The following is a 26,721-nucleotide window of genomic DNA, read 5'->3' as shown; positions in this document are numbered from 1 at the left end:
GCGGTCCTGAAGCGAGCCTTGGCCCCACGGGCGGGCGGTGCGGGTGCGCTGACGCAGTTGCTCCACCTGCGGATGTGTTGCTCTCGTCGCGCCGGAACGCTCGCCAGCCCCGATCTCGTCGGGCTGCTCAACCGCACGGCCGACCTGTAGTGCCCGCCGGCGAGGTCGAGCACGCACATTACCTCACGATGTGCCACGTTGACGATCGCTGCCGCTCCTGAACGGGTACGAGCCACAGTGACGAGCCCCCTATCGGCCAGACGGGAGCCTTCACTGGCGGCTGTACTTTACTGTCAGACGCAGGTGCGGGGGATTTTCTTTTGGGAAAATGGAAAACATCTCCGGCCGGACAGTGACAGGCGGTTGGGTGATGCCCTCGCCACGCGCGGGTCAGTCCTTCGACAGGCTCAGGATGAAACGCCCGCGACACGGGTCGGGGACATGGCGGCTGAGGGACGGCCGCCATGGCACACGGTTCCCGATTCCCGGTTCCCGCTTGCCGCGGCTGCTCTTGATCTCAAGGCGGTCAGCGTCTCTTGCGCTTCAGCAGCGCGCCGATGCCGCCAAGGAGCAGCAGAGCCATGGTCGCCGGCTCGGGAATCGGCTCGTTGTTTTGGAGGTTCAGCAGCAGTTCGTCCGGCGTCAGAGCCCGGTTATGAAGAGCGGCCCAGTCGACCCAGCCGCCCATGTTGAACGTTGCGTTCTGGGCGCAGCCGATGTCGAGACCTCTGCCGGTGCCGGTAGGATTCCTGCTCACTGCCGTCGTTCCAGTCGACAGCAGGCTGACGGCCGTCAGATTCTCCTGGATCCGGGTCAGGTAAAGATTGGCGGTGGCGCCGTCGTAGGTCACCGCCAGGTGGTACCAGGCATTGGCGGCTAACGGAGTGGAGATGTTGCCAAAGTTGACGTTGCCGTTGACCGGGTCGCGGAAGGTCCAATAGCCCGACCCGTTGCCGGGATTCCTGAAGCCCAGTTCGATCGGCCCGTCGCTGCGGCCTGCAAAGTAGCCCCATCCGTTGGTCGCCCAGTTGGTGAACTGGAACACGGCTTCGTAGGTGAACGACGTTCCGAGGCTCATGATGGGGGTTTGATAGGCGCCGCCCTGGATCGTGCCGCCCCAAATCCTTGCGGCCTCATTTGGGTCGCCTGTGGCGCCGGGGTTGAAATTGGCCGGATTGGAGCTTGGCCCGCCGCCGACGGCAACGGCGTTCTTTCCGCCGACGACATCGATCAGACCATTGGTCGTGTCGGCAGACGTTGGACTGATGGACCAGTAGTTAGTCACAGCCGCAGGAGCAGCGGCCGCCGAAAGCAGACATACCACCGTGCCGATCAAAGCTGATCTGTGAATCGTCGTCATGTCTGTGTCTCCGTTTTGCGTTGCCGAAACTGGTTACGATGCCATTGGTCAGGAAACTAATGTGCCAACAACACACGCACAAAAAGGGCGCGAGTTCAAACACTGCGACGGGCCAGAAATGCTCGCCTCCGCCCGACAGGGTTTGCCACCGGATTGATGGCACCTCTGAAGCCCTGCAAGGCTCAAGCTTACAGCCCACAGTACTACTCTTACTGGCAATATACCACGCTTACAAGACATGTCAATATATCTCCTCAACGGACAATTCTTCTGAGGGCGTGGTGCCTTGGGCGGATTGAGAATGATCTTTTATCCGCGGTCGTCACCGATTAAGCCTGCCAAGCCGCAAGCGGGAATATTGTCTGCCTGGGGCGAGGCGGAAGGTTAATTGCACTGTAACCATTTAGAAGACAAGTACTTATATCAACAACGGTTTTGAAGAAACGCTGAAAACAGACAAGAAAGAACAACGAACGGACAATTGCGGGATAGGTTGTGCAACAATTGGCTTTGCTCAGGAGGGCTAAAAACACACCCAAAAAGCGTACAAAAAGCACCCAAACTCTGAAGCCACAAACAGCCCGGCGCGGGCTTGGCCCACAATCTGTTGCAGAATGCGATTATGCGGCCGATAGATTAAGCCGCAGAGGTCGCTGAGGACGCTGAGGATGTAAAGAGATGAAACAACTTCTTCCCTCTGCGACCTCAGCGACCTCAGCGGCTAATTGATCTGAACCGAAGGTTCATGTTCGACCGTGGCGAGGCTTTGTTTTTCGACTTAAATCCACCTTGCCGGAATTGCTTCCGGCCGTACAATCATTCCATCCCACGGACAACCCTTACTCAGGAGAGCGTCCATGCGAGGAACTGCAAAGTGCTATGACGAGCTGCGGGCGTATTGCCAGGGCGTGCCGCTGATCGACTGCCACGATCACTCCGGCACGTGCGGGCCTAAGTACACCGACCCGGTCATGGTCGTCATCGGCGGATACTACCACAGCGAGGCCTCCAATTGCCTCAGCGACAAAGAAGCCGCCATCCTGGGCGACTCGACTCGCTCCATCGACGAGCGCTGGCCGCTGGTCGAGCGGGCGTGGAAGGCCTCCTGCCACACCGGGTACGCCCACGTCACCCGGCGGGTGCTCAAGAAGTTCTACGGCGCCGACACCCTCACGCTCGACGTGCTCAAGAGCATGGTCGGCCGCATGCCGGATTACACCGACGCGGCGGCCTTCGAGGCGGTGCTCGAGGAAGCCAACATCGCCGCGCGCATCCTGGACATCTGGCCGGACCTGGCTGCCGTGCTGGGCGGCACGCTCAAGCTCACCCCGCGCGGGCGACTGGCGATCTCCCTGCCGCGGTTCCACGGCGTGCGCGACTACTGGTCCGTGCAGTCCAACGTCGGCGCCCTGGACGGCCGACACGTCACGAGCCTCGACGAATACCTCGACGCCTGCCGCGAGATCTTCGACGGCTGCAAGAAGTTCGGCGCCGTCTGCTTCAAGGACCAGTGCGCCTACTCGCGCACGCTGGCGTTCGGGAACCCGTCGCGCGCCGCGGCCGAGGAGATCTTCAACGCCTTCATGGCCGACCCGCGCCAGTCGGCGGGCTTCCCTGACGCCGTCAAGCCGCTGGACGACTTCCTGTTCCATGAGTACATGCGGATGGCCCGCGAGCTGGACCTGCCGGTGCAGATTCACACCGGTCACATGGCCGGCATCCGCAACGACATCGTCAAGACCAACGCCATCGGCCTGACCAGCGTCATCGAGCTGCACCGCGACGTACACTTCGACCTCTTCCATGCCAATTGGCCGTACGCCGAAGAGTACCTGTACCTGGGCAAGAACTTCCCCAACGTGACGCTGGACTTCTGCTGGGCGAACATCATCGACCCGATCTACTGCCAGCGCCTGTTCCAGCAGATTCTCTCGAGCGTGCCGCACAGCCGCGTGCATGCCTACGGCAGCGACTTCGGCGGCAGCGTCGACCGCGCCTGGGCCCACGCCGATATCGCCCGCGACAACATCGCCATCGCCCTGTCGGGCATGGTCGAGATCGACTACCTCAGCCTCGACGACGCCAAGGCCGTCGCCCGCGACTGGATGTTCGAGAACCCCAACCGGACGTTCAAGCTGGGTCTGTGACGGTTCGGGAAAAGAGTTACGTCCACGAATGTCACGAACCTGTCCGCCGTAGCCTTGGCGAAGGTGGATGACACGAATGAAGAAGAAACAATAACCCACCACAGAGGCACAGAGAACGCAGAGGGTAAAGAAGAGCATTCGTACTTATCCTCTCTCTGCGCCCTCTGAGCCTCTGTGGTAAGTTGTTTCCCTGGAAAAGAGAAGACCTATGAGCGAACAGATGCAACTGACCAAGGAAGACCTGAAGATCCTGCGCGAGCTGGGCGACTGGCAGGCGGCTGAGGCGGGCTCGGCCCGCAATCGCGAGAAGATCGACGCCTGGTACGCCCACGACGCCGGTCTGCCCGCGCGGCGGCCGATGCTGCTGATGGAAGTCGGCTACGGTCGCCCGCACTGGCCGGTGGGTGACGAAGACCTGCGCTGCAGCGACGCCTGGGCCCGCGGCGTCGAGTTCGGGATGCGGCACATGAAGTGGCTGGTCGACGTGCTGCGGGATGACCACGTCGTGCCGGACTATATTCCGTATTACCCGGCCATCCACCGCACGGACTTTGGCGTTGGCTCGGCGGTTCGGCACAAGGAAGGCGCGGGGTTGGCGTTCCATTACGAGCCGGTGCTCAAGACTCTCGACGACGCCGACTTCGCCCGCCTGCGCCACCGCAGCGCCACATATGATCGTGCGGCCACCAGCGTGCAGCGCGACCGGCTCGATCAGGTCTTCGGCGGCATCTTGCCCACGCGTCTTTCCGACGCGCCGTGGCAGTTCTGCATCCCGCTGACGAGCACGGCCCTGAGCCTGATCGGCCTGGAAGGCTTCATGCTGATGATGTACGACAACCCGGCCGGCCTGCACCGCCTGATGGCGTTCCTGCGCGACGACCAGTTGGCGTACGTGGACTGGCTCGAGAGCGAGCAGGCGTGGCCGCTGAATAACGGCCCGGACTACGTCGCCGCCGGCTCGATGGGCTACACGCGCGACCTGCCGGCCGCGGGCTTCGACGGGCGCGTGCGGGCCCTCGACCGCTGGGTGGGCTCCGAGAGCCAGGAGTCCGTCAGCATCAGCCCCGCGCAGTACGGCGAGTTTGTCTTCCCGTACCTCAAAGCGATCATGGACCGCTTCGGCAAGGTGTACTACGGTTGCTGCGAGCCGGTGCATGCGATCTGGGAGTACCTGGCGAGCGTGCCGAACCTGTCGCGCGTGTCGGTCTCGCCCTGGGCCGACGAAGAGCTCGTCGCCAAAGGCTGCCGCGAAAAGAACATCGCCTACTCGCGCAAGCCCACGCCCAACATCCTCAGCGGCGAGCGGTTCGACGAAGGCGCCCAGCGCGAAGTCCTGGAAAAGACCGTCGCCGTCACCAGCGGCTGCCGGCTCGAAATCGTCCAGCGCGACGTCTACGTCACCAACGGCCAACCGCAGCGCCTGGTCCGCTGGGTCGAGCTGGCCCGCGAAGCCTGCTCGGGCTGGAAGGTGAATTAGCCCGAATGTTTCACCGCGGAGATCGCAGAGACCGCAGAGAAGCAAGAGGTTCAAAACGAAAGAACAATTCAGCGGTTGCGATGGCTTTGATTGAAAATACACGCTGCCAGAGAAGCGCGCCGGCGGAGTTCGTTGTGCTTCTCCCTCATCAGACCTCTGCGATCTCCGCGATCTCCGCGGTGAAATGTCCGCTACGTGCCTGCGGCGGCGCGGATGGCGGCTAGCAGGTCGTCCGACGGTGCGCCTTTGCAGACGTAGGCGACGGCGCCTTGCTGGCGCATTTCCGCGAACCGGTCGTCTTGGGCGTACATGGACAGGCCGATGATCCTGGCGGCGGGCTGTTCGGCGACGATCTTTCCTGTGGCCTCGATGCCGCTCATCCCGGGCATGCTGATGTCCATGATGATGACGTCGGGGCGGTGGCGCAGGGCCTGCTCGATGGCCTCTTCGCCGCTGGAGGCCTCGGCCACCACTTTGATATCGCGCTCGTGATTGAGGATGCCCGCCAGTCCCTGGCGCACGATGGCGTGGTCGTCGACCAGCAGCACGCGAATCTGTCCGTCCTGGGCCTGCGGCGCGGCGGCGGCCTCTAGCTCGTGCGCCGCGACGATAGGGCGTCCGCTCTCCCGTCGCGGCGGTCCAAGCTTGGCCGTCAGTGTCACGCGCGTGCCTTGGCCCGGGGCGCTGTCGATCCGGCAGGACCCGCCGACGTGCTCCAGGCGCTGCTGGAGGCCGAACAGCCCCAGGCCCGAGCCGGTTCCCTGGTCCGCTTGCACCTTGGTCGGATCGAACCCGGACCCGATGTCGCTGACGGTCACGCGAACCAGGTCGTCCTGGACGTGGTCCAGCGTCACTTCGGCCTCGTTGACGCCGGCGTGCTTGAGGACGTTGAGCAGCAGTTCGCGCACGGCCGCAAACAGCAGCACGGCGATTCCCTCCTCGTCCATCTCCACGGCGGCGTTCATGTGCGTCTCGACGCTCAAGCCCTGGGTGGCGTGCATCTGCCGAGCCAGCCAGGGCAGAGCGGCGTGGAGACCGGCCTCGTAAAGGATAGTCGGGCTCAATTCGGCCGTCAGCGAGCGCGAGGTATCGAGCGACTGGGTCAGCAGGCTCTCGATCGCATCAAGGGCCTTGCCCACGCGGGCGTCCTGCACCTTGGGGCGCACGGCCCCGAGCTGGAATTTGGCGCCGACGAGGAGTTGCTGGAGGTTGTCGTGGAGCAGGCGGGCCAGTCGCTCGCGTTCGCGCTGTTCGGTATGGGCCAGTTCGGCGGCCAGCGTCCGAAGCTGCCCGGCGCGCTGTTCGGCCAGCGACGTGCGTTCGGCGAGGCTGGCGTTGAGGTCGTTGAGGCTCTGGCTGTCGCTTTCGCGCTGGGTGATGTCTTCAATGGTCAGCAGCAGGCGCTGGGGCATGTCGGGGGGCGGTGGGATGTGCTGCCCGCTGATGAGCATGATCTTGCGTCCGATGTCGGGGAACTCATGCTCGACGCGGAAGTCCTGGAACCCCGACTCCTTGGAGAGGACCTCCTCGATCAGTTTGCGCAGTTGCGGAATATTCCACTGCCCGTTGCCCAGTTCGTACACCAGCCGGTCGGTTGTCTGCTCGGGCTGAACCTGGAATGTTTCATAGAACGCGCGGTTGGCCCGCATGACGCGCAACTGCTTGTCGAGCACCAGCAGCGGGTGGCGCACTGTCTCGACGACGCTCTGGGAGTACGCCGTCTCAAAGAGCAACTGCCGTTCGACGCTCTTGAGGCGGCTGACCTCGGCGTAGGTGATCACCACCCCGTCGATCCGGTCGTCCAGCGTGCGGAAGGGCAGGATCCGCATCGTGTACCAGCGCCCGTCGCGAGCCTGCACTTCCTTCTCCAGCGGCGAGAGGCTCTTGAGAACGCCCTGGGCGTCGGCGGCGAGGTTGCCCCCGTCGATGTTGCCTGTCAGGTGGCTCAAGGGGCGCCCGATGTCCGAGTCGATCACGTTGAGCAGTTCCGTCGCCCGGGTGGTGAAGCGCCGGATATTCAGCCGCCCGTCGAGGAAGATCGTCGCGATCTCAGTGGCCCCGAGCAGATTCGCCAGGTCGTTATTGGCGCCGGTCAGCTCGCCGACCTTGTCGTTGAGCTGGCTGTTGACGGTGTTGAGCTCCTCGTTGACCGACTGCAGTTCCTCCTTCGAACTCTCCAGCTCCTCGTTGGCCGCCTGGAGCTCCTCGTTCATCGACATCATCTCTTCGTTGGCGGCCTTGAGCTCCTCGTTGGCGGCGTCGTAGTCCTCGGTGTGGGTTCTCAGTTCGCCGCGCAGGGCTTTGACCTCGGCCTCGAGCTGGGCCACCAGGGCCTCGTCTTCGGTTGTCGGCGCCGCGCCCTGGCGGCCGCCGCGCGGGCGGTGGGCGGGCTCGAAGATGATCGCCAGCATCTTTCCACCGCCGATAGAGGTCGGCACGGGAACAATCGTCAGGTTCACCAGCGGCGTCTCGTCCCGCGGCAGGGGCACGTGGTCGAGGCGAACGGTTTCGTCCTGCCCGTGGGCGCGGCTCATCGCCCGGCGCAGCTTGGCCGAAAAAATCCCGCTGGGCGTCATGTCCAGGATGTTCAGACTCGCCGGACCCTCGGGATGACCGAGGTACTTTTCCATGCGGCCGTGGAAGTAGAGGATCTTGCCCTCGGGCTCGACCAGGACCATGCTGGCATCGAAGTGCCTCAGCACCGCATCGAGATTCGCCTGCGAGAGGATTGCGGCGGCAGGCCTGACCGGTTCGCGTTCAGCGACGCCGCGCTTCTGGCCGTTGAAGTACGGCGGCAGATCGCCGCCGACCTGACGGTTGGACCGCGTGAGGCGGTAGATGCGGTTGCCCCGCGAGGTCGGGTCGAACAGATTCTCCATGCCCGCCACGCCCTCGGACTTGCCCAGCATCAGGTGAGCGCCGACGTTCAGCGCGAAGCTGAACACCGAAAGCACCTTGCGCTGGGCGGGCGGTTCGAGGTAGATCAGCAGGTTGCGGCAGGTGACCAGGTCGAGGCGCGAAAACGGCGGATCGGTCAGCACGTTGTGGTGGGAAAACACCACCGCGTCGCGAAGGGTTTTGCTGACGCGGTAGCTCTGCCCCTGGCGGGTGAAGAAACTCTGCAGCCGCTGGGGCGAGACGTCGCCGGCGATGCTCAGCGGATACATTCCCACCCGGGCGCTCTCCAGCGACGCGTCGTCGATATCCGTGGCGAAAATCTGCACGGGGCAGGCCTTGCCCGCGGCCTGGCGCGCCTCGAGCAGCAGCATGCCCAGCGAGTAGGCCTCTTCGCCGGTGGCACAGCCGACGACCCAGGCGCGCAGGGGGCCGTCCTCTTCCTTGGCCGCCACGAGCGGGCCGATGACTTCGCCGGCGAGTTCTTCCCAGGCCTCCGTGTCGCGGAAGAACGCGCTGACGCCGATAAGCATGTCCTGGGCCAGATGTATGACCTCCTCGGCGTCGGTGCGGAGCAGGGCGGCGTAGCGGGCCATGTCGCGCACTTGCCGCAGACCCATGCGGCGCTGGATGCGGCGAAGCACGGTCGTCCGCTTGTAGTGGCGGTAATCGCTGCCGGCGCCGCTGTGCAGAATCTTGAGGATGTCTTCCACGCGGTCGACGTCCTGCTCCGGGGGCAGTTCCGTGCCGCCGCCGGCGCCCAGACCATGGGAGTGCTCGACGAACTGCAGCAGCGCCGCGGGCATCTGGTTCGGGGGCAGGACGTAGTCGGCCAGACCGGTGTCGATGACGGCCTGGGGCATCGGCGCGAACCGCGCGGACGCGGGGTCCTGGGCCATGCACATCCCGCCTGCGCCGCGGACGGCCCGCACGCCTTGGGGCCCGTCGGCGCCGCTGGAGCCCGAGAGGATGATCGCCACCGACCGCGCGCCCTGGTCACGGGCCAGCGCGGTCAGAAAGCTGTCGATGGCGGCCTCGACGTGCCCGCGCTGCGCCGCGGGGTCTATCTCGAATTGCCCGTGTCGGAGGCACAGCACTTTGCCCGGTGGATTGGTGTAAACAGTGTCGGCCTGGATGCGCATCTTATCCCGGGCCTGTGTGACGTTCATTGAGGTGGACTTGGCCAGGATCTCCGCCATGCGGCTTTCGTGAGAGGGGTCGAGGTGCTGGACAACGACAAAGGCCAAGCCGCTATCGGCCGGCATCGCCGTGAAGAACTCCTGCATGGCTTCCAGCCCACCCGCCGAGGCCCCGATCCCAACTATAATCGGCGTGGCGGTTTCGGCAGGGCCTTGCTTCTTGTCACACTCCTGCTTCATCGCATGCTCCACAACAGACATAGTAGGCGGACGTTCAGCATTTGACAGGTGTGAACGCGTTGGAAGTTTGGCCTTAGAACGAATGGATAGCTTACTGAACTTGATCTGATAATGTAATAGGTAGATATCCCGGAAATAAGGTCGGTAAAACACCCAGGGTAAGCGTCGGCTGACGAATTGCAGGCCTTCGGCCCGTTTGCCAAGGGTGTGCCATTCCTGGGGCATGTCCTGAATTATGCCGGCCCTTTTTGTGGTATAGTGGCCCGCTTATGGAAACGATCGCAAGATATCTTCCCGTCGGCGCCGACCCGATGATGTTTATCCTCGTCGGGTCGCTGGCGACGGCCTTGATGAGCATGGCCAAGGCGGGCTTCGGCGGCAGTATGGCGCTGCTGGCCACGCCGATGATGATCTACGCCTGCGCGCGGGACGGGCTGGCGGCCGCGGGGATCATCCTTCCGCTGCTGATGGTCTGCGACCTGATCTCGGTGTACTTCTGGTGGCGCCAGTGGAATTGGCGGGCGGTGTGGATGATTCTGCCCGGCGGCGCCGTCGGGATCCTGATCGGGTGGGTCGTGCTGCACTGGCTCAACCAGATGAACGATAAGGGGCAGAAGGACCTGGCCAACGCGTGGCTGATGACGGGCATCGGCGTGTTCTGCCTGTGGTTCGTCGCGCTTCAGATCTACAAGGCCCGCCGGGGCGAGGGCACGCCGTTTCGCCCGGTGTTCTGGCAGGGCTCGTTCGTGGGCACCGCCGCCGGGATCACCAGCATGATCGGCCACTCCGCCGGACCGATCACGCAGATGTACATGGTCAGCCAGCAACTGCCCAAGGGAATGTTCGTCGCCAGCACGGTGCTGTATTATTGGATCGGCAACGCCCTGAAGTTCGGGCCTTACATGATCGAAGGGCAGGTCAATCCCAACACGCTGATCGCCTCGCTGGCGCTGGTGCCGGCGGTGGTCGTCGGGACCGTCCTGGGCGTGTACCTGCACCGCCGCGTCGGACCGCGGCAGTTCACGGTTCTGGTCTACGTGCTGCTGTCGCTGGCCGGGGTGGGGCTGGTTATCGACGGGCTCAGGGTCTTCATGCGCCCTTGACCATGAAGAGCATATTCAACAACCTGACGCTGTTGGCGGCGATGGTCGCCGTGGGCGGCTGCACCGCCGACATGCGAGACACGGTTACCGTCTCGCACTTTCCGCCGTTCTACACGCCCGATCTCAAGACCATCGCCGTGGCGCCGTTCGATCCGGGCAACAGCGACCCGCGGTCGGCCGACATCGTCGCCGCTGCGGCCGCCCAGGCCCTGGCCGCCGACGGCACGTACACCGTCATCGGCGGACAGCGCCTCGAGCGCATGGCCAAGGGTTACGGCGTCGAACTGGCACGCTATGATTCGCCCCAGACGATCGCCGCCAAGCTGGGCAAAATCCCGGGAATCCAGGCCGCCGTCGTGGGCAAGATCACCCACCTCACCACCGGCAATAACGTCAACCTCGGCGGCTCGGGCAGCAGCTTCAACGAGATCTGGGACCGAAACTACACCGGCAGACAGAAGGGCGTCGCCAACAAGGTCGCTCTCAAGGCCGACGTGGTCATGATCGGCGTCGACCGCCAGTTCTCCGCACAGGCTCGCGAAATCGCCGGCGAGTTCACCTCCGCCGGCGTCGACCATCCCGACATGAGCGTCGATCAGTGCCTCGAACAGGCCGCCAAGGGCATGGGCCAGCAACTCGCCCAGCGCTTCGTCGCCAAGAGCGAGAAGGTGGCGATCTACTTCAACAAAACGCTGACCACCGAAGCTGAAAACTCCGCCGGCAAAACGGAGGCCACGCGACACTTCAACTCCGATCAGGAAATGATCGTGCAAGTGCGCCTGCCCGCCCAGTGCCGCTACAACCGCATGAGGCTGGCCGTCACCGCCAGCTCGCCCCGCGAGGCCGGCGACATGGCCGCCGCGTTCAACGGCACCGCGATGCCGACCTCGCGGCCGGCGACAACGCTGGCGATCTGGGCGATGCACGACTTTACCTGGGGCGACAACGCCACCGCCTACACGTGGAAATTCCCCCTCAAGAGCATCGCCGCCAAGACGGGACCAGGATGGTACGCCGTCAATCTCTACTGCTCCAACCAGCACGTCACCAGCGTGACATTCAAGATCAATAAGTGAAGTGATGAAGGAGCACAGGTCATGCCCCTTCTTTTGTACCTGCTAAGAGAGCGGGCAACACTACTTGTTCTCTTTCCACGCCGTGCAGCATGATTCCAACACGGTCCCCTGCTTTGGCAGAGTTCAATGGTTTATTGAAAGCCTCTAGCGACTCGACAGTCACTTGCATTCTTCTACCCCCAGCTTCTATCACGAGCATATCGCCAGACTGAACTTTGCCTTCGGAAACAACACCTACCACCACCACTTTGCCCCTTATTTTCAAGGCAAAAACATCGTCGATCGGCATGGAGAAATGAGTATTTGCGCGGGTCTGAGTAACTTCTTTGCGTCTGAGCACCATCCAAATCACGAATGCCGCAAGTATAAGGGCAAGGCCTATTCCGATACCTAGTTTCATCTTTCGCCTCCACGATTAGGTCTCCACACAAGATCGATGATCTTGAAGATGGCGTTTGCCACGTCTTGAGAACCGCGCGCATCGTCCCATTCGCATGTCGGAGCAAAGATATCCCATAGGCGAGTACTTGAACGGTCATCGCCTGCTTGGACTTGTGCGGCAGCTTCACGTATAAAGGAACCGAGAGCAGCGCATGTCTCAAAATCAGAAAGAATGGGCGTTTCTCCGCGGGCAAGCATCTCATCGGCCGCGAGCCGCAGCAATTCCACCAGTCCTTCTCTTTCTTTGAGAACCATCATGTGGATCATCCCCAGCGAAAACAGCCAGGCACGAACAGCACACGGACATTCTACCCCATGTGGCGGTTCTCGTCTCTACCCACCTCAAAAAAACCGCTGCGGTGGAGACTCCACCGCAGCGGTTGTTACTTCAATCTCGCAGGGCGCTATTAGCGCTTGGACTTCTTGGCGGTCTTCTTTGCCGCTTTCTTGACGGGCGCTTTCGCCGCTTTCTTGACTGCCTTCTTTGCGGCCTTGGGGGCAGCTTTCTTGACAGCTTTCTTAAGCGCCTTCTTGGCAGCGGGGGCTGCTTTGGCGGTTGCCAGCAGGCTGCCGGGGTTGCCGTGGCGGATGGCGGCCTGGGCGGCGGCCAGGCGGGCGATCGGCACACGGTACGGCGAGCAGGACACGTAGTTGAGGCCGACCAGGTGGCAGAACTCCACGCTGGAGGGGTCGCCGCCGTGTTCGCCGCAGATGCCCAGCTTAATGTTCGGCCGGGCGCTCTTGCCCTTGGTGACGGCGATGCGGATCAACTCGCCCACGCCTTCGCGGTCGAGGGTCTGGAACGGGTCGTAGTCGTAGATGCCGTCATCGACGTACTGCTTGAGGAACTTGCCCGCGTCGTCGCGGCTGAACCCGCAGCCCATCTGCGTCAGGTCGTTGGTGCCGAAGGAGAAGAACTCGGCTTCGGCGGCGATGGCGTCGGCGGTGACGGCGCCGCGGGGGACTTCGATCATCGTGCCGATCTTGAGCTCGAAGGGCAGCTTCTTGATGCCGCGTTCGGCCATCACGCTGTCCAGCACGGCCAGCACGATGGCCTTCTGGTTGGACAGTTCCTTGACGGTCCCGACCAGCGGGATCATGATCTCGGGCTTGCTTCCGGGCACTTCCAGGGCGGCCTCGATGACCGCGCGGGCCTGCATCGCCGTGATCACGGGGTACGTGATGCCCAGGCGGCAGCCGCGGTGACCCAGCATCGGGTTGAACTCGTGCAGGCTGTCGACCTTGGCCTTGATCGTCTCGGCGGGCACGCCCATGACTGCCGCCATCTGCGCCTGACCTTCGGCGTCGTGGGGCACGAACTCATGCAGCGGCGGGTCGAGGAAGCGGATCGTCGCCGGTCGGCCGTCGAGGGCCTTGAACATCCCGATGAAGTCCTGGCGCTGCAGGGGCAGGAGCTTGGCCAGGGCTTTCTCGCGTCCGACGGCGTCTTCGGCCAGGATCATCTCGCGCATCGCCAGGATGCGGTCGCCTTCGAAGAACATGTGTTCGGTGCGGCACAGGCCGATGCCTTCGGCGCCGAAGCGAACGGCCACTTCCGTGTCGTGCGGGGTGTCGGCGTTGGTTCGTACGCCGATCTTGCGGTACTTGTCGGCCAGGTCCATGATCGTCCCGAAGGGGCCGGTCAGGGCGGCGTCCTGGGTCTCGATCTTGCCGGCGTACACGGTGCCCAGCGAGCCGTTGAGGCTCATCCAATCGCCTTCTTTGAGCGTCACGCCGCCGGCGGTGAGGGTCTTGGCGGCGTAGTCGATCGCCACGTCGCTGCAGCCGGCCACGCAGCACTTGCCCATGCCTCGGGCGACGACCGCCGCGTGGCTGGTCATGCCGCCGCGGCTGGTCAGGATGCCCTGCGCCACGTTCATGCCGCCGATGTCCTCGGGGCTGGTCTCGATGCGGACGAGGATGACGCTCTTGCCCAGCTCTTCCCACTCCTCAGCCTCGTGGGCCGAGAAGACGATCTGACCGGTCGCCGCGCCGGGGCTGGCGGGCAGACCGCGACCGATGGCCTGGGCGGCCGCTTCGGCCTTGGGATTGAACGTCGGGTGCAGCAACTGGTCGAGCGACTTGGGCTCGACGCGCAGCACGCCTTCCTTCTCGGTGATGAGCTTCTCGGCCACCAGGTCCACCGCGACGCGGACCGCTGCCGGGGCGGTGCGTTTGCCGTTGCGGGTCTGCAGCATGTACAGCGTCCCGCGCTCGATGGTGAACTCGATGTCCTGCATGTCGCGATAGTGCTTCTCGAGCTTCTCGCGGATCGCCACGAGCTGCTTATAGCTGGTGGGGTCGACCTTGGCGAGCTGGTCGATGGGCTGGGGCGTGCGGATGCCGGCCACCACGTCCTCGCCCTGGGCGTTCATCAGGTACTCGCCATAGAACTTGTTCTCGCCGGTGGAGGGGTTGCGGGTGAACGCCACGCCCGTGCCGCTGGTGTCGCCCATGTTTCCGAAGACCATCGCCTGGACATTGACCGCCGTGCCGAGCAGGCCGCGGATGTCGTTGAGCTGGCGGTACTTGATGGCGCGGGGGTTGTTCCAGCTTCCAAAGACGGCGTTGATAGCCGCCTGGAGCTGTTCGCGGGCGTTCTGCGGGAATTTCTTGCCGGCGTGGTCGTAGACCTTGCTGTATTCGGCGACGACTTCCTTGAGCCCTTCGACGTCCAGGTCGGTGTCCTGCTGGGCGCCGCGGCGCTTCTTGACGCCGTCGAGGGCGTGCTCGAAGTCATGGTGTTCCATGTCCAGCACGACGTCGCCGAACATCTGCATGAAGCGGCGCATGGCGTCCCAGGCGAACCGCTCGTTGCCGGTCAGCTTGATCAGCGCCGGAAGCGTCTGGTCGTTGAGACCCAGGTTCAGCACGGTGTCCATCATGCCGGGCATCGAGGCGGCAGCGCCGCTGCGGACGCTGACCAGCAGCGGGTTGCCGCCGTGACCGAACGTCTTGCCGGTGAGCTTCTCGAGCTTGGCAATATTGGCGTCGACCTGGGCATCCAGGTCCGCGGGGTACTTGCGCCCGAGCTTGTAGAACAGGTCGCAGACCTCGGTGGTGATGGTGAATCCGGGGGGCACGGGAAGGCCCAGGCTGCACATGTCAGCCAGGTTGGCGCCCTTGCCGCCCAGGAGTTGTTTCATATCGCCGCGGCCTTCGGTGCCCTTGCCGCCAAAGAAATACACGAACTTGCTGCCTTTAGCCATTTCCGATGTCTCCAACTGGAAGCGGGTTCTTTGCGGGTGTGATTTCGTCCGGCGCCCGAGCCGTTCGAGGGAGGAGCAGCCAGTACCGCCGCCTCCTGAGACGAAACAGGCGGCAAGTGTAGAACGCCCGCCCACGCGTGTCAATATGCTTCATTCCCGCAACGCCGGGGATCAGGGAGAGCGGGATTACGCGGATCAGAAACGGATTAAGAGGATTAGAAACGAAGACGGGCAAAGCAGTCCCCGGCTCTTTTTGCGCGGGCGGCATCCCCGCTATCTATATAATGCGTTCATCCGACCCGCCACCAACGAAAGAGAGTCTATGATGAGCGCGCGATTCCCTGCCGGCCTACTTGGCGTCTTGCTCTGCTGCACCTCCGCCTTTGCCGCCGATTGGCCAACATATCTCAAGGACAATAAGCGCTCCGGCGCTACCGACGAGCAGATCGCCTTGCCGTTGGTGCAGACGTGGGTGTTCAAAACTCGATTCGCCCCGCGGCCGGGGTTCGGGCCGGGGTATCCCAGGTCCACCAACTGGGAAGGCGGCGTCGAGAAGCGAGTCATTGACTTCGACCGCGCCGACGCGGCGGTGGCTGTCGGCGGCAAGGTGTACTTCGGCTCGGTGGGCGACGGCAAGGTCTACTGCCTCGATGCCGCCAGCGGGCGCGTGGTCTGGACGTTCCACACGGACGGCCCGGTGCGCCTGGCGCCGGCGATCGTCGAGGGCAAGGCATACTTTGGCAGCGACGATGGGCACGTGTACTGCGTTGACGCCGCCACGGGCAAGCAGGTCTGGAAGTTCCGCGCGGCCCCGGACGATCACAAGATCATCGGCAACGGGCGGCTGATCTCACTCTGGCCGGTGCGCACGGGCGTGCTGGTAGACAAGGGCGCAGCGTACTTCAGCGCGGGCATCTTCGCCTCGGAGGGCGTTTACTCATACGCCGTCGAGGCCGCCAGCGGCAAGCTCATCTGGAAGAACGACCGCGAGGGCGAGAATCGGCTCAAGCACGTCTCGCCGATCGGGTACCAACTGGCGACCGATGATTTCCTCGTCGTCCCGATGGGGCGGATGGCCCCGGCGGTGTACGACCGCAAGAGCGGGCAGATGCTCTACAAGCTCTTCATCTATTACGGCGGCGGGACGTTCTGCACGATGTATCAGGACCTGCTGTTTTCCGGCTGGGCGGGGACCCAGTGCTGGCCGATCAAGCGCGAGCACCCGGGCGCGGCCGAGTATGGCACGAGCAAGAGCCTGGGCGCCTTCCCCGGCGGACGGCTGGTCTACGCCGACGGCATGGTTTATTCGTGCAATAATCCCAAGGGCAACGAGCTCTCGACCAGCGTGACGGCGATCCCGTTCGACCCGAGCGGCCCCAATGAAGCGCAGAAGCGCCGCGGCAACGCTCCCGCCCCGGGCGACAAGAAGGGCTGGACCGTTCCGTTCCCGCTGCCCGAGTCGATCATCCTGTCGGGCAAGACGCTCTTCGTCGGCGGCAAGGGAAAGCTCGCGGCGCTCGACGCCGCAGACGGCAAAACGCTCTGGGCGCAGGACCTGCCCGGCTCGGTGCTGCATTTGGCCCTCAGCGACGGGCGGCTGTACGTCTCCTGCGACACCGGCGAGATTTACTGCTTCGCAGCCGCCGGCGCCAAAGCTGTCGGCAACGTCGCCGAATCTGTCGAAGACGTGAAAGCCTCGCCGGCGATGTCGGCCGCCGCCGATGCGATCCTGAAACTCGCCCCCGCGCGCAAGGGGTTTGCCCTGGTCTACGGCGTCGAGACGGGCGAACTGGCGCTGGAACTGGCGCGGCGCAGCGAGCTGAACATCGTGGCCGTCTCGCCCGACGCGGCGAAAGTCGAAGCGGCCCGCACGCTGCAGGACAAGGCCGGTTTCTACGGCGGTCGTGCCGTCGTGATGCAGGCGTCGCTGGAGAAGCTGCCCTTCACGAAGTACTTCGCCAACCTGGTGGTGTCCGAGACGGCGATCGTCAGCGGCAAACCGTGCGGCAGCGCCGCTGAAATGGTGAGAGTCTGCACGCCGCTGCGCGGGGCGGTCGTTCTCAGCGGCGGCGGCGACGCTCTCAAGAGCTGGGCGGTCGATACTCCGCTGGCGGCGTCTGAAGCCAGGGACGGCTGGGCGATCTTCAAGCGTCCGGCTCTGCCCGGGGCGGCCAACTGGACCGCCCAGTACGGCACCGAGGCCAATACCGGCACCAGCGAGGACGACCTGGTGCGAGCGCCCTTCCGCTTGCAGTGGTTCGGCGAACCCGGCTACGAACACATGGTCGACCGCCACCACAGCGGCTCGTCGCCGCTGGCCGCCGATGGGCGGTTGTTCGTCCAGACCCGCCAGGGCGTTCGCGCCTACGACGCGTACAACGGCACCGAGTTGTGGTTCTACGAGCTTGAGAACGCGGCCCACCCGAACGTGGACCTCACGCCGGGCAATGCCTTTATCGGTCCGCAAGGCTACTACATCGTCTTCGACGAGTTCGTGCGCCTGCTCGATCCCGAGACGGGCAAGATGCTCAAGGAATACAAGCTGCCGGCCGCCGAGGACGGCAAGCGCCGCACGTGGGGCTATTTTGCGGTCGTCGACGGCGTGATTGTGGGCTCGCGATCGATCGGCTACATGCCCGTGTCGAAGTGGAGCGGCGACGTCGGCCCCGTCGCCAACAGCGACGTGCTCTTCGGCATGGATGCGGCCACGGGCAAAGTGATCTGGACGTACCCGACGACGTGGTTCCGTTCCAACACCCTCGCCATCGCCAACGGCGTGGTGTACATCGGCTACGCCCAGGGGGCAGGCGGGGCGGACCTCGAGCGGGCGCTGGCTGAGAAGGAAAAATACCTGCCCACATTTTCCAAGGAAACGCAGGCCGCCCTTGCCAAGGCCGGGCCCTGGACCATGATGCTCGGCGCGGTGGACATCAAGACCGGAAAGCCCAAGTGGCAGCGCATCGTCGACGTGGCGCCCCTGGGCGGCGCCGAGGCCACCCTGGCGTACAAGGACGGAATGCTCCTGCACTTCTCGGGCATCGGCGGCGACAAGTCGTTCGACGGGCTCATCCGAGGCCGCTGGGCCACCCGCGTCATCATCGCCCGCAACGCCGAAACCGGCGACGTGGTCTGGATGAAGAACTATGACTATCGCGGCCGCCTGGCCCTGATCGGTCAGAACATCCTGGCCGAACCGTTCATGCTGGACCTCAAGACCGGGCTGCAGAAGACCGTCGTCCATGACATCACGGGCGTCCAGACCCCGTGGTTCTTCGTGCGGCCGTACAAGAACTGCGGGCCTTTCAACGCCTCGAAGCACTGCCTGTTCTTCCGCAACGACGCCAACGGGTATTACGACATCGACCGCAACGAAGGCACTGCGACCTTCGACAGCCATCGCCCGAGCTGCTGGATGAGCTTCAACTCGGCAAACGGTCTGGCGTCGTTCCCGGCAGGCGGAAGCGCCTGCCGCTGCCCGGGCACGCTGCAAGGCACGGTGGTGCTGGTACACGACGACGAGAACCGCGTCTATGGCGATTTCGCGACGCTCGCCGGCGAGACCCTGCCGGTCAAGCACCTCTACCTGAACCTCGGCGCCATGGGCGACCGCCGCGATGGCGAGGCGCAGCTCTGGCTGGCGCATCCGCGGCAGAAGTTCAAGGGCGGCTTCGAGCTGCCCATCAAGGCCGAGTTCTACGAAGGCGGCGCCTTCACGCGGCGCGACTCGACGTGGAACAAGATCGCCGACACCGCCGTGCCGTGGGTCTTCAACTCCTGGGCCGACGGGCTCAAGTCGCTGACGATGCAGGTGCGCGGGCCCAAGGACGGCCCGGCCAAGTATACGGTCAAGCTGATGTTCGCCGAGACCGCCGGCGCTGCGCCGGGCAAGCGCGTCTTCGACATCAAGCTGCAAGGCAAGACCGTGCGAGAAGGCTTGGATATCGCCAAGGAAGCCGCCGCGCCGGACAAGGCGGTGGTCCTGACCTTCGCCAACATCGCCGCGACCGACACGATCAGACTCGATCTCGTTTCGGGCCAGGCTAAACCGGACAAAGATCAGCGCCCCACGCTCTGCGGGGTGACGCTGGTGGCCGAATAGTAGCATGGGCATCTTGCCCATGAGTAGCATGGGCGTCCCGCCCGTGATCAGCGCAGAGCATGGCCAGGATGGCCATGCGCTCACGGGCGAGACGCCCGTGCTACGGAGGACCATCGAACTCCAACCGCACCACGCCAACCTCGCCGGCCAGTTCGTTGGCCGGCAGGTTGCGCAGGTGCAGATACGCTTTGCCCTCGCGGTGATACCAGGGCAGCAGATCCAGCGCCGCGTCGACGGGTTGGCCGGTGTTGAGCAGCGTGGCGGCCTTGGGCAGGCGCGCCAGGGGGCGCAGCGCCAGGCCGCACGTTTCCAGGTCGGTCATGTGGATGTAGAGCGTGTTGCCGCGCCGCGTGACGGGGAATCGCCGCTCGTCGATCAGCTCCGGCGCCGCTTCGGCGTCGAACGCCTCGCGCACCCGGCGGTACCACGCCCCGACGCGCTGGACAATCGCGCGGGCCTGCGGGGCGATCGTGCCATCGGCCATCGGACCGACATTGAGCAGGTAATTGCCCCCGCGCGCGAGATAGCCGTCGATGGCCCGGATCAGGGCGCGGTCGGCGTAGTAGTCCTCGTCACGGCGATACCCCCAGCTCTGCAGCCCACCGATTGGCATGCCTCGATGCGCTTGGCGAACGGGGTGAACAGGGCCCCGGCGGCCTCGCGCTCGGGCGTCGAGAAGTCGCCCGCGCCGAATCCGCGATCGTTGATGACCGCGCCGGGCTGCAGGCGGCGGATCATGTCGTGAATGCTCTCGTCGCGGTGCTCGGGCACGTTCATGTCCCACCAGATGCCGGCGACCGGTCCGTAGTTGGTGCAGAGCTCCTCGATCTGCGCGCGGAGATACGCGACGTACGCCTCCAGGTCCGGCGTGTCGCCATCCTGCGGGGGCAGTTCATGATGGCGGCCCTGATTGGGGTAGCATTTGTGGTGCCAGTCGGCAATCGAATAGTACAGGCACAGCGGCATGCCGCGGCGCTGGCAGGCGGCCAGCATCGCCAGCACGTCGCGCCCGTAGGGGGTGTTGGTGATCTTGTAGTCGGTCTGGGCCGAGTTCCACATGCAGAACCCGTCGTGGTGCTTGGTGGTGAAGCAGACGTATTGCATGCCCGCCTGCTCGGCCATGTCGAGCCAGGCCTCGGGGTCGTACGCCGTGGGGTTGAATCGCCCGGCGAGCTTTTCATACTCGTTGCGAGGAATGTGCCGGCGCTGCTGGTCCTGCTCATGCCAGCCTTCGATAGCGTAGATGCCCCAATGGACGAACAAGCCAAAACGCTTCTGCACAAACCAGTCGCGCGCGTTGCCGAAGGGTTGCATGGTCAGTCTCCTGATACAGCTTGCCACAGAGATGACAAAGAACACAAAGAATACGAAGAAAAGTCAAGGAATCGGTCACCGCGAGCGATCCATGTTAGCGGCGAAGCTTGCTCCGCGCGGTTGGTTCCCTGAACCCCCAGTGGCGCAGCACGAGTCCCCGCCGCTAATGGGTCTGCTTGCATCGCGTGTCCAGCAACCACTGGCGCAGCAGGGGGAGGTTTTCGCCGGTGCGGCAGGAGACTTCGAACAGGGGGGCGTGGGGGTTGACGGCCCGCAGGCGCGTGCGGAAGAGGTCCAGGTCGAACTCCGTCAGGGCGGCCAGGTCGGTCTTGTTGAGCACGACCGCGTCGGCCAGGGTGAAGACCAGCGGATACTTGGTGGGTTTGTCGTCGCCCTCTGCGACGCTGGCGATCACCAGCCGCACGTGCTCGCCCAGGTCGAACGACGCCGGGCAGATGAGGTTGCCGATGTTCTCGATGAAGAGGATGCCCGGTCCCTGCAGACCCAGTTCGTCCAGCGCCTGGCGGACCATGTCGGCGGTGAGATGACAGCCGCCGGCGGTGTTGATCTGCACGGCGGGGAACCCCAGGCCGCGGATGCGGTCGGTGTCGATCGACGAGGCCACGTCGCCCTCGATCACGCCGCGGGTCAGGCCGTCGAGCCCCTGCAGCGCCGCGACGATGACGCTGGTCTTGCCCGCCCCGGGCGAGGCCAGCACGTTGACGCCCGTGAGTTTCAGCGCGTCGAGGCGCTGGCGGTTGGCCAGGGCCTGGCGGTCGTTATCGCTGAGGATCGCCTCGGTCGCCTTGATCTTGCTCATCTTCGACCTCCACCGATTCTACGTACAGTTCGTCGCCGCCGGCGAGTTCGTTCTCGCCGCCGCAGCGGCTGCAATGCAGCGCGAAATCGCCCGCCCCGTCATAGGCCTGCTCGGCGCCGCAACTGCGGCAGGTGAGTGTGGCGCTGCGCGAGGCGATCTCGACGGCGGCGCCGAAGACCGGCGTGTCGCGCGAGAGCTCCTGCAGGTAGAACCGCAGGCACTCCCCGTCGATACCGGCCAGAACGCCGATGACCAGGTTGATGCGCGTGACCCGCCGCGCCGCCGGCCTCGAAGCCAGCGCCCGCGCCGCCACGTCCAGAACGCCCTGCGCTATCGAGCCTTCGTGCATGTCAATCAGACAATACTATTTAGCTCGCGCCCTGTCTACTATCGCATGTTCATAGTTCCCAATACTTCTTCAAAGTGATATAAAGAAAGACTATCGAGTTCTTGCTATTTTCAGGATGGACGTATGACGTTTCGATCCGTTGCCGTTGGGGTAGTGCTCTCTGCAGTGTTGTGCCTGTTGACGGTTCTGCTGCGTCAGGATTTCATGGGGCCCGGGTTCCTGCCGGCGGGCATCTTCAGCATCCTTATTCTGGCGACGCTGGCGTACAACCCGCTGGCGCGGCGGGTGCGGGGGTGGGAGCTGTCGCCCAAGGAGCTGGCGGTCATTGCGATGCTGATGCTCGCCGGCGGAAGCGCCCCGGGCCTGCTGGGCGGCGCGCCGGACATGGCGATGCTGCCTCATGTCGTCGCCCGCACCCGCGCGGACTGGAAGAAGGCCCGCGTGCTGGAGCAACTGCCCGCGGCGATGCTGTCGGAAACCTCGCTCCAGGGCTCGTCCGACCCGCTGCAGGACTACGTCGACGGCAAGGGCACTCCTGAGCAGCATATCGGCCTGGGCGACGTGCCCTGGTACGCCTGGCAGCGCCCGCTGGCGTTCTACCTGCCGCTGATCGCGGCGATCACGCTGGCCTGCCTGGGCCTGGCGCTGGTGGTGCATCAGCAATGGTCCGTCCACGAACGCCTCTCGTATCCCATCGCGACGTTCGTCAGCTTCCTGATGCCCGCCCGGGGCAAAGGACGCAGCGTCGTGGGCAGCCTGTCGTTCTGGATCGCCGCCGGGGTGGTGATCCTGATCCTCATGTTCAACTACGCCAGCTCGTACCTGGGCTGGGGCAAGATCCCGCTGCTCCTGGAGTTCGCCCCGGTGTTCGAGCTTTCGGACACATACATGGCCGGCAACGCGGCGCCGGCGCTGACGTCGCCGTCGATCCTCTTCCTGGTCGTGGGGCTGGCGTACCTGCTGTCGTCGGACTTGTCGCTGTCGATGGGGATCGGTCCGCTGCTGTTCACGTTTCTGATCGGCTGGCTCCAGATCATGGGCGTGCAGATCCAGGGCGGCGTGATGGAGCCCGACCGCACGCAGTTCCTCTACGCCGGGGCCTGGGGCGGAACCGTCCTCGTCCTGCTGTATCTGGGGAGGCGGTTCTACTGGGACACGCTCTGTTCGGCGTTATTCATCCCCGCCCGACACGCGGTGCCCGCCTTTGCCGTCTGGGGGCTGCGGTTGCTGATTATCTCCTCCGTGGCGGCCGTGGCGCTGCTGTCCGGGATCGGGATCAACTGGCTGGTCGGTTCGCTGTTTCTGATCGCGTTGCTGTCGATCGCCCTGGTGTTTACGCGGTTGGTTTCCGAGACGGGCGTCTATCTCATCCAGGCGTACGTGTTCCCGGGCATCACGCTGCTGGGGTTCCTGGGCCTGGCGGCGATGGGGCAGGAGAATTACCTCGTCCTGAGCATCCTGGGCGCCGGCGCGCTGGGCAGCCAGTTCATCGTGCTGGTCAGCCAGGGGCTGCGCCTGACGGAGATAAAGGGCATCGCGCCGGGTCGCAGCGGCCTGGCCGCCGGGGCGTCGGTGCTGCTGTGCCTGGCGCTGGTGGTGCCGCTGTTCTTCCTCGACCGCTACGACAGGGGCGTCGGCGAAGGGGCCAAGACCGGCGAGTTCGCCTCGGTCAAGTGGCCCATCGACGGAGCCATCAAGGTCCAGCAGGATATCAAGTTCACCGCCAACCAGACCTGGCACAGCCCCGCCGGCGTCATGGAGACCCTGGGGCGCATCAAAGTTCATCGCGACCTCGTTGCCGCCTTCGCCATCACCGCGGGGCTGGTGATTCTGTTTTCGGCCGCCCGCATCCGCTTCGCCTGGTGGCCGCTGCATCCGGCGATGTTCCTGGTGTTCGTGACGTTCTACGCGCAGTGGCTGGCCGGCTCGTTCCTGCTGGGTTGGGCGATCAAGACCGGCGTGACGCGTTTCGGCGGGGCCAAGAGCTACGAGAACTTCAAACCGACGATGATGGGCCTGATCGCCGGGGAAGTCATCGCCACGATGCTGATGATGATTATCACTACCGCGACAGGCTACACCGCGCAATAGAGGGGGAATAGGAGGGAATAGGACCAATAGGACCTATAGGTCCTATGCTGTTCGTCCTATTCTTTCCGCACGACCATGACCGTCACGTCGTCGATGGCGGTCTGGAGGCCGCTGAAGCGGTGGAGGCGCCAGAAGATGTGGCGGGTGATGCCTTGGGCGTTGTACCCGGCGGCGACGGCTTCGCTGACGGCCTCTTCCACGCGGCGCAGGCCGAAGGCTTCGTCGGCGAAGTTGAGGGCCTCGGTGAGCCCGTCGGTGTAAGCGACGATGGTGTCGCCGCTTTCCAGGACGAACATCTCGTGCCCCCAGTTGGCCTGGAGGTCGACCCCGAGGACGGTTCCGCCGCTCTTGAGATGGCAGCAGGTTCCGTCGCGGACCAGCAGGGCTGGCGGATGCCCGGCGTTGGCGTACGTGAACTGCCCGCTCTGGGTGTCGATGACGCCGTAGAACAGGCTGGCGAAGTCGCTGATGAGGGTGTCTTCGCAGACGTCGCGGTTGACGTTGGCCAGCACCTCGGACATGTCGTAGATGTTCGAGGCGTGGGCGTGGAGGTAGGCGCGCATGGTGGCCATCAGCAGCGAGGCGCGGATGCCCTTGCCGACGACGTCGGCCACCGCCAGCGCCAGGTTGTTCTGGGGCAGGGGGAAGAAGTCGTAGAAGTCGCCGCCGAGCTCGAAGCAGGGGACGTAGGCGGCGTGGATATCGTAGCCTTCCAGGGTCGGGGGGGTCTCGGGCATCATGCGGCGCTGCACGACGGCGGCCAGCTTGATCTGGCGGTCGACCTCGGCCAGTCGCAGGGCTTCCTGGTACAGCCGGGCGTTGACGATGGCGCCGGCGGCGCTGGCGGCGATGCTGGTCAGCAGGGAGATCTCGTACCAGTCGAAGACGTCCTGCTTGTGCGTGTAGACGCGGATGACGCCCTCGGGGCGTCCCTGGTAGATCAGGGGCACGCACAGGAGGCTGACGATGCCCTCGCGGGCCATTTCGGCGGGGTACAGGATGCGCGGGTCGGTCTGCACGTCGGGCACGTACAACGGTTGGCGCGTGGTGACGACTTCCTGGTCGAGCTTGCTCTGGGCCAGCGGCACGGGGCCTTTGGCCAGGTACTCCGGCCCGAGCCCCTCGGCGGCGGCGATCTGCAATTCGGTGCGGTCGTCGCTGAGCAGCCGCACGGCGCAGGCCTTGATCCCCATCAGGTCCACCACCGTCTTGGTCACCAGCGCCAGCACGCTCTTGAGGTCGCGTTTGGAGGTGAACTCGGCGGTGAGGCGGTAGATCGCCGAGAGCTCTTCCACGCGGCTGCGCAGACGTTTCTGCGCCAGGGCAAGCTGCGTGACGGTCTGGGCGATGATCTCGGTAAAGCGGGTCAGCCAGTTCCGCGCCGCGGCGCTGAGTCGCGAGGCGGGCTTGGGGTACAGCAGCACGACGCGCGCGGCCTGTTCGGAATCGACCATGACCGAGCCTTCAAACCGCACGTGCTGCGAGGTCTGGGGCGGGCGCTGACCGGGAGACTCGAGCAGATCGCCCTCGGGCGAGCAGATGCAGACCTGCCCGCCGCAGGCCTCGCCATAAGAGCGCTGGACCGCCCGCACTGTCTCCAGGGACAGATATTCGCTGATCACAGGTTTTTTTGGGGGGGTGTCGGTCATGGGATTGGTTGCCCTGCCGGGGTTATACCACATTCTCTAACCCCAAACCAGTGCGGAGGGACCATGGTAAGTGGTAAGTAAGAAGAAGTGGTGAGTGGTGAGTTGTGAGTGGTGAGTGAGAAGAAAGTGCTTTTGTTGTTCACTCACCACTCACCACACACAACTCACAACTGCTTTTGTCAGGCGCTTTCTTTCTTCGGCTTGGGCGTCTTGCGGGCCGCGAAGAGCGTGGGCTTGACGGTTCCGTCGACCATGTCGCCGGTGATGACGTACTCGCCGCCGTCGGCGGCGTTGCCCTGGTCGGGCAGGTCGAACATCAGGTTGAGCATGAGGTCCTCGACCACTCCGCGCAGCGCCCTGGCGCCGACGTCGCGGGCCATGGCCTTGCGGGCGATGGCCGCCAGCGCGTCGGGCAGGAACTCCAGCGACGCCTCGGACATGCGGAACAACTGCTGATACTGCTTGATCAGGGCGTTGCGGGGCTCGGTGAGGATGGTCACCAGCGCCGCCTCGTCGAGTTGCCGCAGCGCCGTGATGCAGGGCAGGCGCCCGATCATCTCGGGGATCATGCCGAAGTGTACCAGGTCTTCGGGCTGGACCTGTTCGAGCACGTCGGAGTTGGCCTTGACGGCGTCTTCGCTCTGGCTTTCGCCGGCGAAGCCGATGAGCTTTCGCCCCAGGCGCTTCTTGATGATGTCGCTCAATCCGGTGAACGTTCCGCCGCAGATGAACAGGATGTGCGTGGTGTCCATCTGGATGTACTGCTGCTCGGGGTGCTTGCGCCCGCCCTGGGGCGGGATGTTGGCGACGGTGCCCTCAAGCATCTTGAGCAGGGCCTGCTGCACGCCCTCGCCGCTGACGTCGCGGGTGATCGAAACGTTCTGGCTGGTCTTGCCGATCTTGTCGATCTCGTCGATGTAGATGATCCCCCGCTGGGCGCTCTCGATGTCGAAATCGGCGGCGTGGAGGAGTTTGAGGAGCAGGTTCTCCACGTCCTCGCCCACGTAGCCGGCCTCGGTGAGCGTGGTGGCGTCGCCGATGGCGAAGGGCACGTTCAGCACGCGGGCCAGCGTGCGGGCCAGCAGCGTCTTGCCCGAGCCGGTGGGGCCGATCAGCAGCACGTTGGACTTGTCGATCTCGACGGCTTCGGCGTCGTCGGTATCTGCATGCATCAGGCGCTTGTAATGGTTGTGCACCGACACGGACAGCACGCGCTTGGCGTGGTCCTGGCCGATGACGTACTGGTCCAGGAATTCCTGGATCTGCCGCGGCGTTGGAATGCTGGTGAACAGCGGCGCACTCTCAGCGGTCT

At 64.5% G+C, this 26,721-nt stretch carries 16 protein-coding genes and 1 pseudogene; 7 read left to right on the top strand and 10 right to left on the bottom strand.

Features of this window, described 5'->3' with window-relative positions; genetic code table 11:
• Positions 1–18: 18 nt before the first annotated feature.
• Complete coding sequence (locus tag ABFD92_05700; protein MEN6504012.1) at positions 19–150, top strand: hypothetical protein; 132 nt, start codon at positions 19–21, stop codon at positions 148–150.
• A 376-nt stretch (positions 151–526) separates the two neighbouring features.
• Here ABFD92_05700 and ABFD92_05695 read toward each other — a convergent pair whose 3' ends face one another.
• Positions 527–1,360 (bottom strand): LamG-like jellyroll fold domain-containing protein, encoded by an 834-nt coding sequence (locus tag ABFD92_05695; GenBank protein ID MEN6504011.1) that lies wholly within the window; start codon positions 1,358–1,360, stop codon positions 527–529.
• A gap of 857 nt (positions 1,361–2,217) precedes the next feature.
• Here ABFD92_05695 and ABFD92_05690 point away from each other — a divergent pair.
• Both ABFD92_05690 and ABFD92_05685 read left to right on the top strand, forming a co-directional pair.
• A complete protein-coding gene (locus tag ABFD92_05690) occupies positions 2,218–3,507 on the top strand; it encodes an amidohydrolase family protein (protein ID MEN6504010.1) in 1,290 nt (429 codons plus the stop codon).
• A 208-nt stretch (positions 3,508–3,715) separates the two neighbouring features.
• Positions 3,716–4,984 carry a hypothetical protein gene (locus tag ABFD92_05685; GenBank protein MEN6504009.1) on the top strand — a complete coding sequence of 423 codons (1,269 nt, stop codon included), beginning with the start codon at positions 3,716–3,718 and terminating at the stop codon, positions 4,982–4,984.
• Positions 4,985–5,175: 191 nt separating this feature from the next.
• Here ABFD92_05685 and ABFD92_05680 read toward each other — a convergent pair whose 3' ends face one another.
• The gene (locus tag ABFD92_05680) at positions 5,176–9,258 is read right to left on the bottom strand and encodes a chemotaxis protein CheB (protein MEN6504008.1); all 4,083 of its coding nucleotides are present in this window, start codon (positions 9,256–9,258) and stop codon (positions 5,176–5,178) included.
• 269 nt (positions 9,259–9,527) lie between these two features.
• Between ABFD92_05680 and ABFD92_05675 the strand changes: the two genes are divergently transcribed.
• Together ABFD92_05675 and ABFD92_05670 are read left to right on the top strand one after the other, a co-directional pair.
• Positions 9,528–10,361, top strand: a complete 834-nt coding sequence (locus tag ABFD92_05675) for a sulfite exporter TauE/SafE family protein (protein MEN6504007.1) — start codon at positions 9,528–9,530, stop codon at positions 10,359–10,361.
• Positions 10,362–10,363: 2 nt separating this feature from the next.
• Positions 10,364–11,437, top strand: a complete 1,074-nt coding sequence (locus ABFD92_05670) for a hypothetical protein (protein MEN6504006.1) — start codon at positions 10,364–10,366, stop codon at positions 11,435–11,437.
• A 19-nt stretch (positions 11,438–11,456) separates the two neighbouring features.
• On the opposite strand, the gene ABFD92_05665 is transcribed toward ABFD92_05670, so the two are convergent.
• From ABFD92_05665 to ppdK, 3 genes are all read right to left on the bottom strand, one after another.
• Positions 11,457–11,837 carry an EF-Tu/IF-2/RF-3 family GTPase gene (locus tag ABFD92_05665; protein ID MEN6504005.1) on the bottom strand — a complete coding sequence of 127 codons (381 nt, stop codon included), beginning with the start codon at positions 11,835–11,837 and terminating at the stop codon, positions 11,457–11,459.
• Positions 11,834–12,136, bottom strand: coding sequence for a hypothetical protein (locus ABFD92_05660; protein ID MEN6504004.1), 303 nt, complete (start codon positions 12,134–12,136; stop codon positions 11,834–11,836). The genes ABFD92_05665 and ABFD92_05660 overlap by 4 nt, the downstream gene beginning before the upstream one ends.
• A gap of 149 nt (positions 12,137–12,285) precedes the next feature.
• Positions 12,286–15,087: a pyruvate, phosphate dikinase gene (gene ppdK, locus ABFD92_05655; GenBank protein MEN6504003.1), complete on the bottom strand. Its 2,802-nt coding sequence runs from the start codon at positions 15,085–15,087 to the stop codon at positions 12,286–12,288.
• Positions 15,088–15,412: 325 nt separating this feature from the next.
• Here ppdK and ABFD92_05650 point away from each other — a divergent pair, with 325 nt between their 5' ends.
• Entirely contained in the window at positions 15,413–19,186 is a 3,774-nt protein-coding gene (locus tag ABFD92_05650; protein ID MEN6504002.1) for a PQQ-binding-like beta-propeller repeat protein, read from the top strand.
• A gap of 100 nt (positions 19,187–19,286) precedes the next feature.
• Here ABFD92_05650 and ABFD92_05645 read toward each other — a convergent pair.
• The 3 genes and pseudogenes from ABFD92_05645 to ABFD92_05635 all read right to left on the bottom strand — a co-directional run bounded on the left by ABFD92_05645 (position 19,287) and on the right by ABFD92_05635 (position 21,669).
• Positions 19,287–20,500 (bottom strand): annotated as a pseudogene (locus tag ABFD92_05645) (alpha-L-fucosidase).
• A gap of 163 nt (positions 20,501–20,663) precedes the next feature.
• Positions 20,664–21,320 carry a hydrogenase nickel incorporation protein HypB gene (hypB, locus tag ABFD92_05640; GenBank protein MEN6504001.1) on the bottom strand — a complete coding sequence of 219 codons (657 nt, stop codon included), beginning with the start codon at positions 21,318–21,320 and terminating at the stop codon, positions 20,664–20,666.
• Entirely contained in the window at positions 21,280–21,669 is a 390-nt protein-coding gene (locus tag ABFD92_05635) for a hydrogenase maturation nickel metallochaperone HypA (GenBank protein MEN6504000.1), read from the bottom strand. Before ABFD92_05635 ends, hypB begins: the two co-directional genes overlap by 41 nt.
• A 123-nt stretch (positions 21,670–21,792) precedes the next feature.
• On the opposite strand from ABFD92_05635, the gene ABFD92_05630 reads away from it, so the two are divergent.
• Positions 21,793–23,760 carry a DUF6785 family protein gene (locus ABFD92_05630; protein ID MEN6503999.1) on the top strand — a complete coding sequence of 656 codons (1,968 nt, stop codon included), beginning with the start codon at positions 21,793–21,795 and terminating at the stop codon, positions 23,758–23,760.
• Between the two features lie 56 nt (positions 23,761–23,816).
• Here the strand turns inward: ABFD92_05630 and ABFD92_05625 are convergent, their stop codons facing one another.
• Positions 23,817–25,409, bottom strand: coding sequence for a GAF domain-containing SpoIIE family protein phosphatase (locus ABFD92_05625; GenBank protein ID MEN6503998.1), 1,593 nt, complete (start codon positions 25,407–25,409; stop codon positions 23,817–23,819).
• A gap of 179 nt (positions 25,410–25,588) precedes the next feature.
• On the bottom strand, positions 25,589–26,721 hold a 1,133-nt coding region (clpX, locus tag ABFD92_05620), incomplete at its 5' end, for an ATP-dependent Clp protease ATP-binding subunit ClpX (GenBank protein MEN6503997.1).

The organism is Planctomycetaceae bacterium (assembly GCA_039680605.1).
Lineage (GTDB): Bacteria > Planctomycetota > Phycisphaerae > SM23-33 > SM23-33 > JAJFUU01.
This window is presented reverse-complemented; position numbering and strand designations above follow the sequence as displayed.

Bases quoted from the DNA above. Each gene is read 5' to 3' on its own strand.
- ABFD92_05695 (MEN6504011.1), bottom strand. From the start codon at position 1,360: ATGACGACGATTCACAGATCAGCTTTGATCGGCACGGTGGTATGTCTG.
- ABFD92_05690 (MEN6504010.1), top strand. From the start codon at position 2,218: ATGCGAGGAACTGCAAAGTGCTATGACGAGCTGCGGGCGTATTGCCAG.
- ABFD92_05685 (MEN6504009.1), top strand. From the start codon at position 3,716: ATGAGCGAACAGATGCAACTGACCAAGGAAGACCTGAAGATCCTGCGC.
- ABFD92_05680 (MEN6504008.1), bottom strand. From the start codon at position 9,258: ATGAAGCAGGAGTGTGACAAGAAGCAAGGCCCTGCCGAAACCGCCACG.
- ABFD92_05675 (MEN6504007.1), top strand. From the start codon at position 9,528: ATGGAAACGATCGCAAGATATCTTCCCGTCGGCGCCGACCCGATGATG.
- ABFD92_05670 (MEN6504006.1), top strand. From the start codon at position 10,364: ATGAAGAGCATATTCAACAACCTGACGCTGTTGGCGGCGATGGTCGCC.
- ABFD92_05665 (MEN6504005.1), bottom strand. From the start codon at position 11,837: ATGAAACTAGGTATCGGAATAGGCCTTGCCCTTATACTTGCGGCATTC.
- ABFD92_05660 (MEN6504004.1), bottom strand. From the start codon at position 12,136: ATGATGGTTCTCAAAGAAAGAGAAGGACTGGTGGAATTGCTGCGGCTC.
- ppdK (MEN6504003.1), bottom strand. From the start codon at position 15,087: ATGGCTAAAGGCAGCAAGTTCGTGTATTTCTTTGGCGGCAAGGGCACC.
- ABFD92_05650 (MEN6504002.1), top strand. From the start codon at position 15,413: ATGAGCGCGCGATTCCCTGCCGGCCTACTTGGCGTCTTGCTCTGCTGC.
- hypB (MEN6504001.1), bottom strand. From the start codon at position 21,320: ATGAGCAAGATCAAGGCGACCGAGGCGATCCTCAGCGATAACGACCGC.
- ABFD92_05635 (MEN6504000.1), bottom strand. From the start codon at position 21,669: ATGCACGAAGGCTCGATAGCGCAGGGCGTTCTGGACGTGGCGGCGCGG.
- ABFD92_05630 (MEN6503999.1), top strand. From the start codon at position 21,793: ATGACGTTTCGATCCGTTGCCGTTGGGGTAGTGCTCTCTGCAGTGTTG.
- ABFD92_05625 (MEN6503998.1), bottom strand. From the start codon at position 25,409: ATGACCGACACCCCCCCAAAAAAACCTGTGATCAGCGAATATCTGTCC.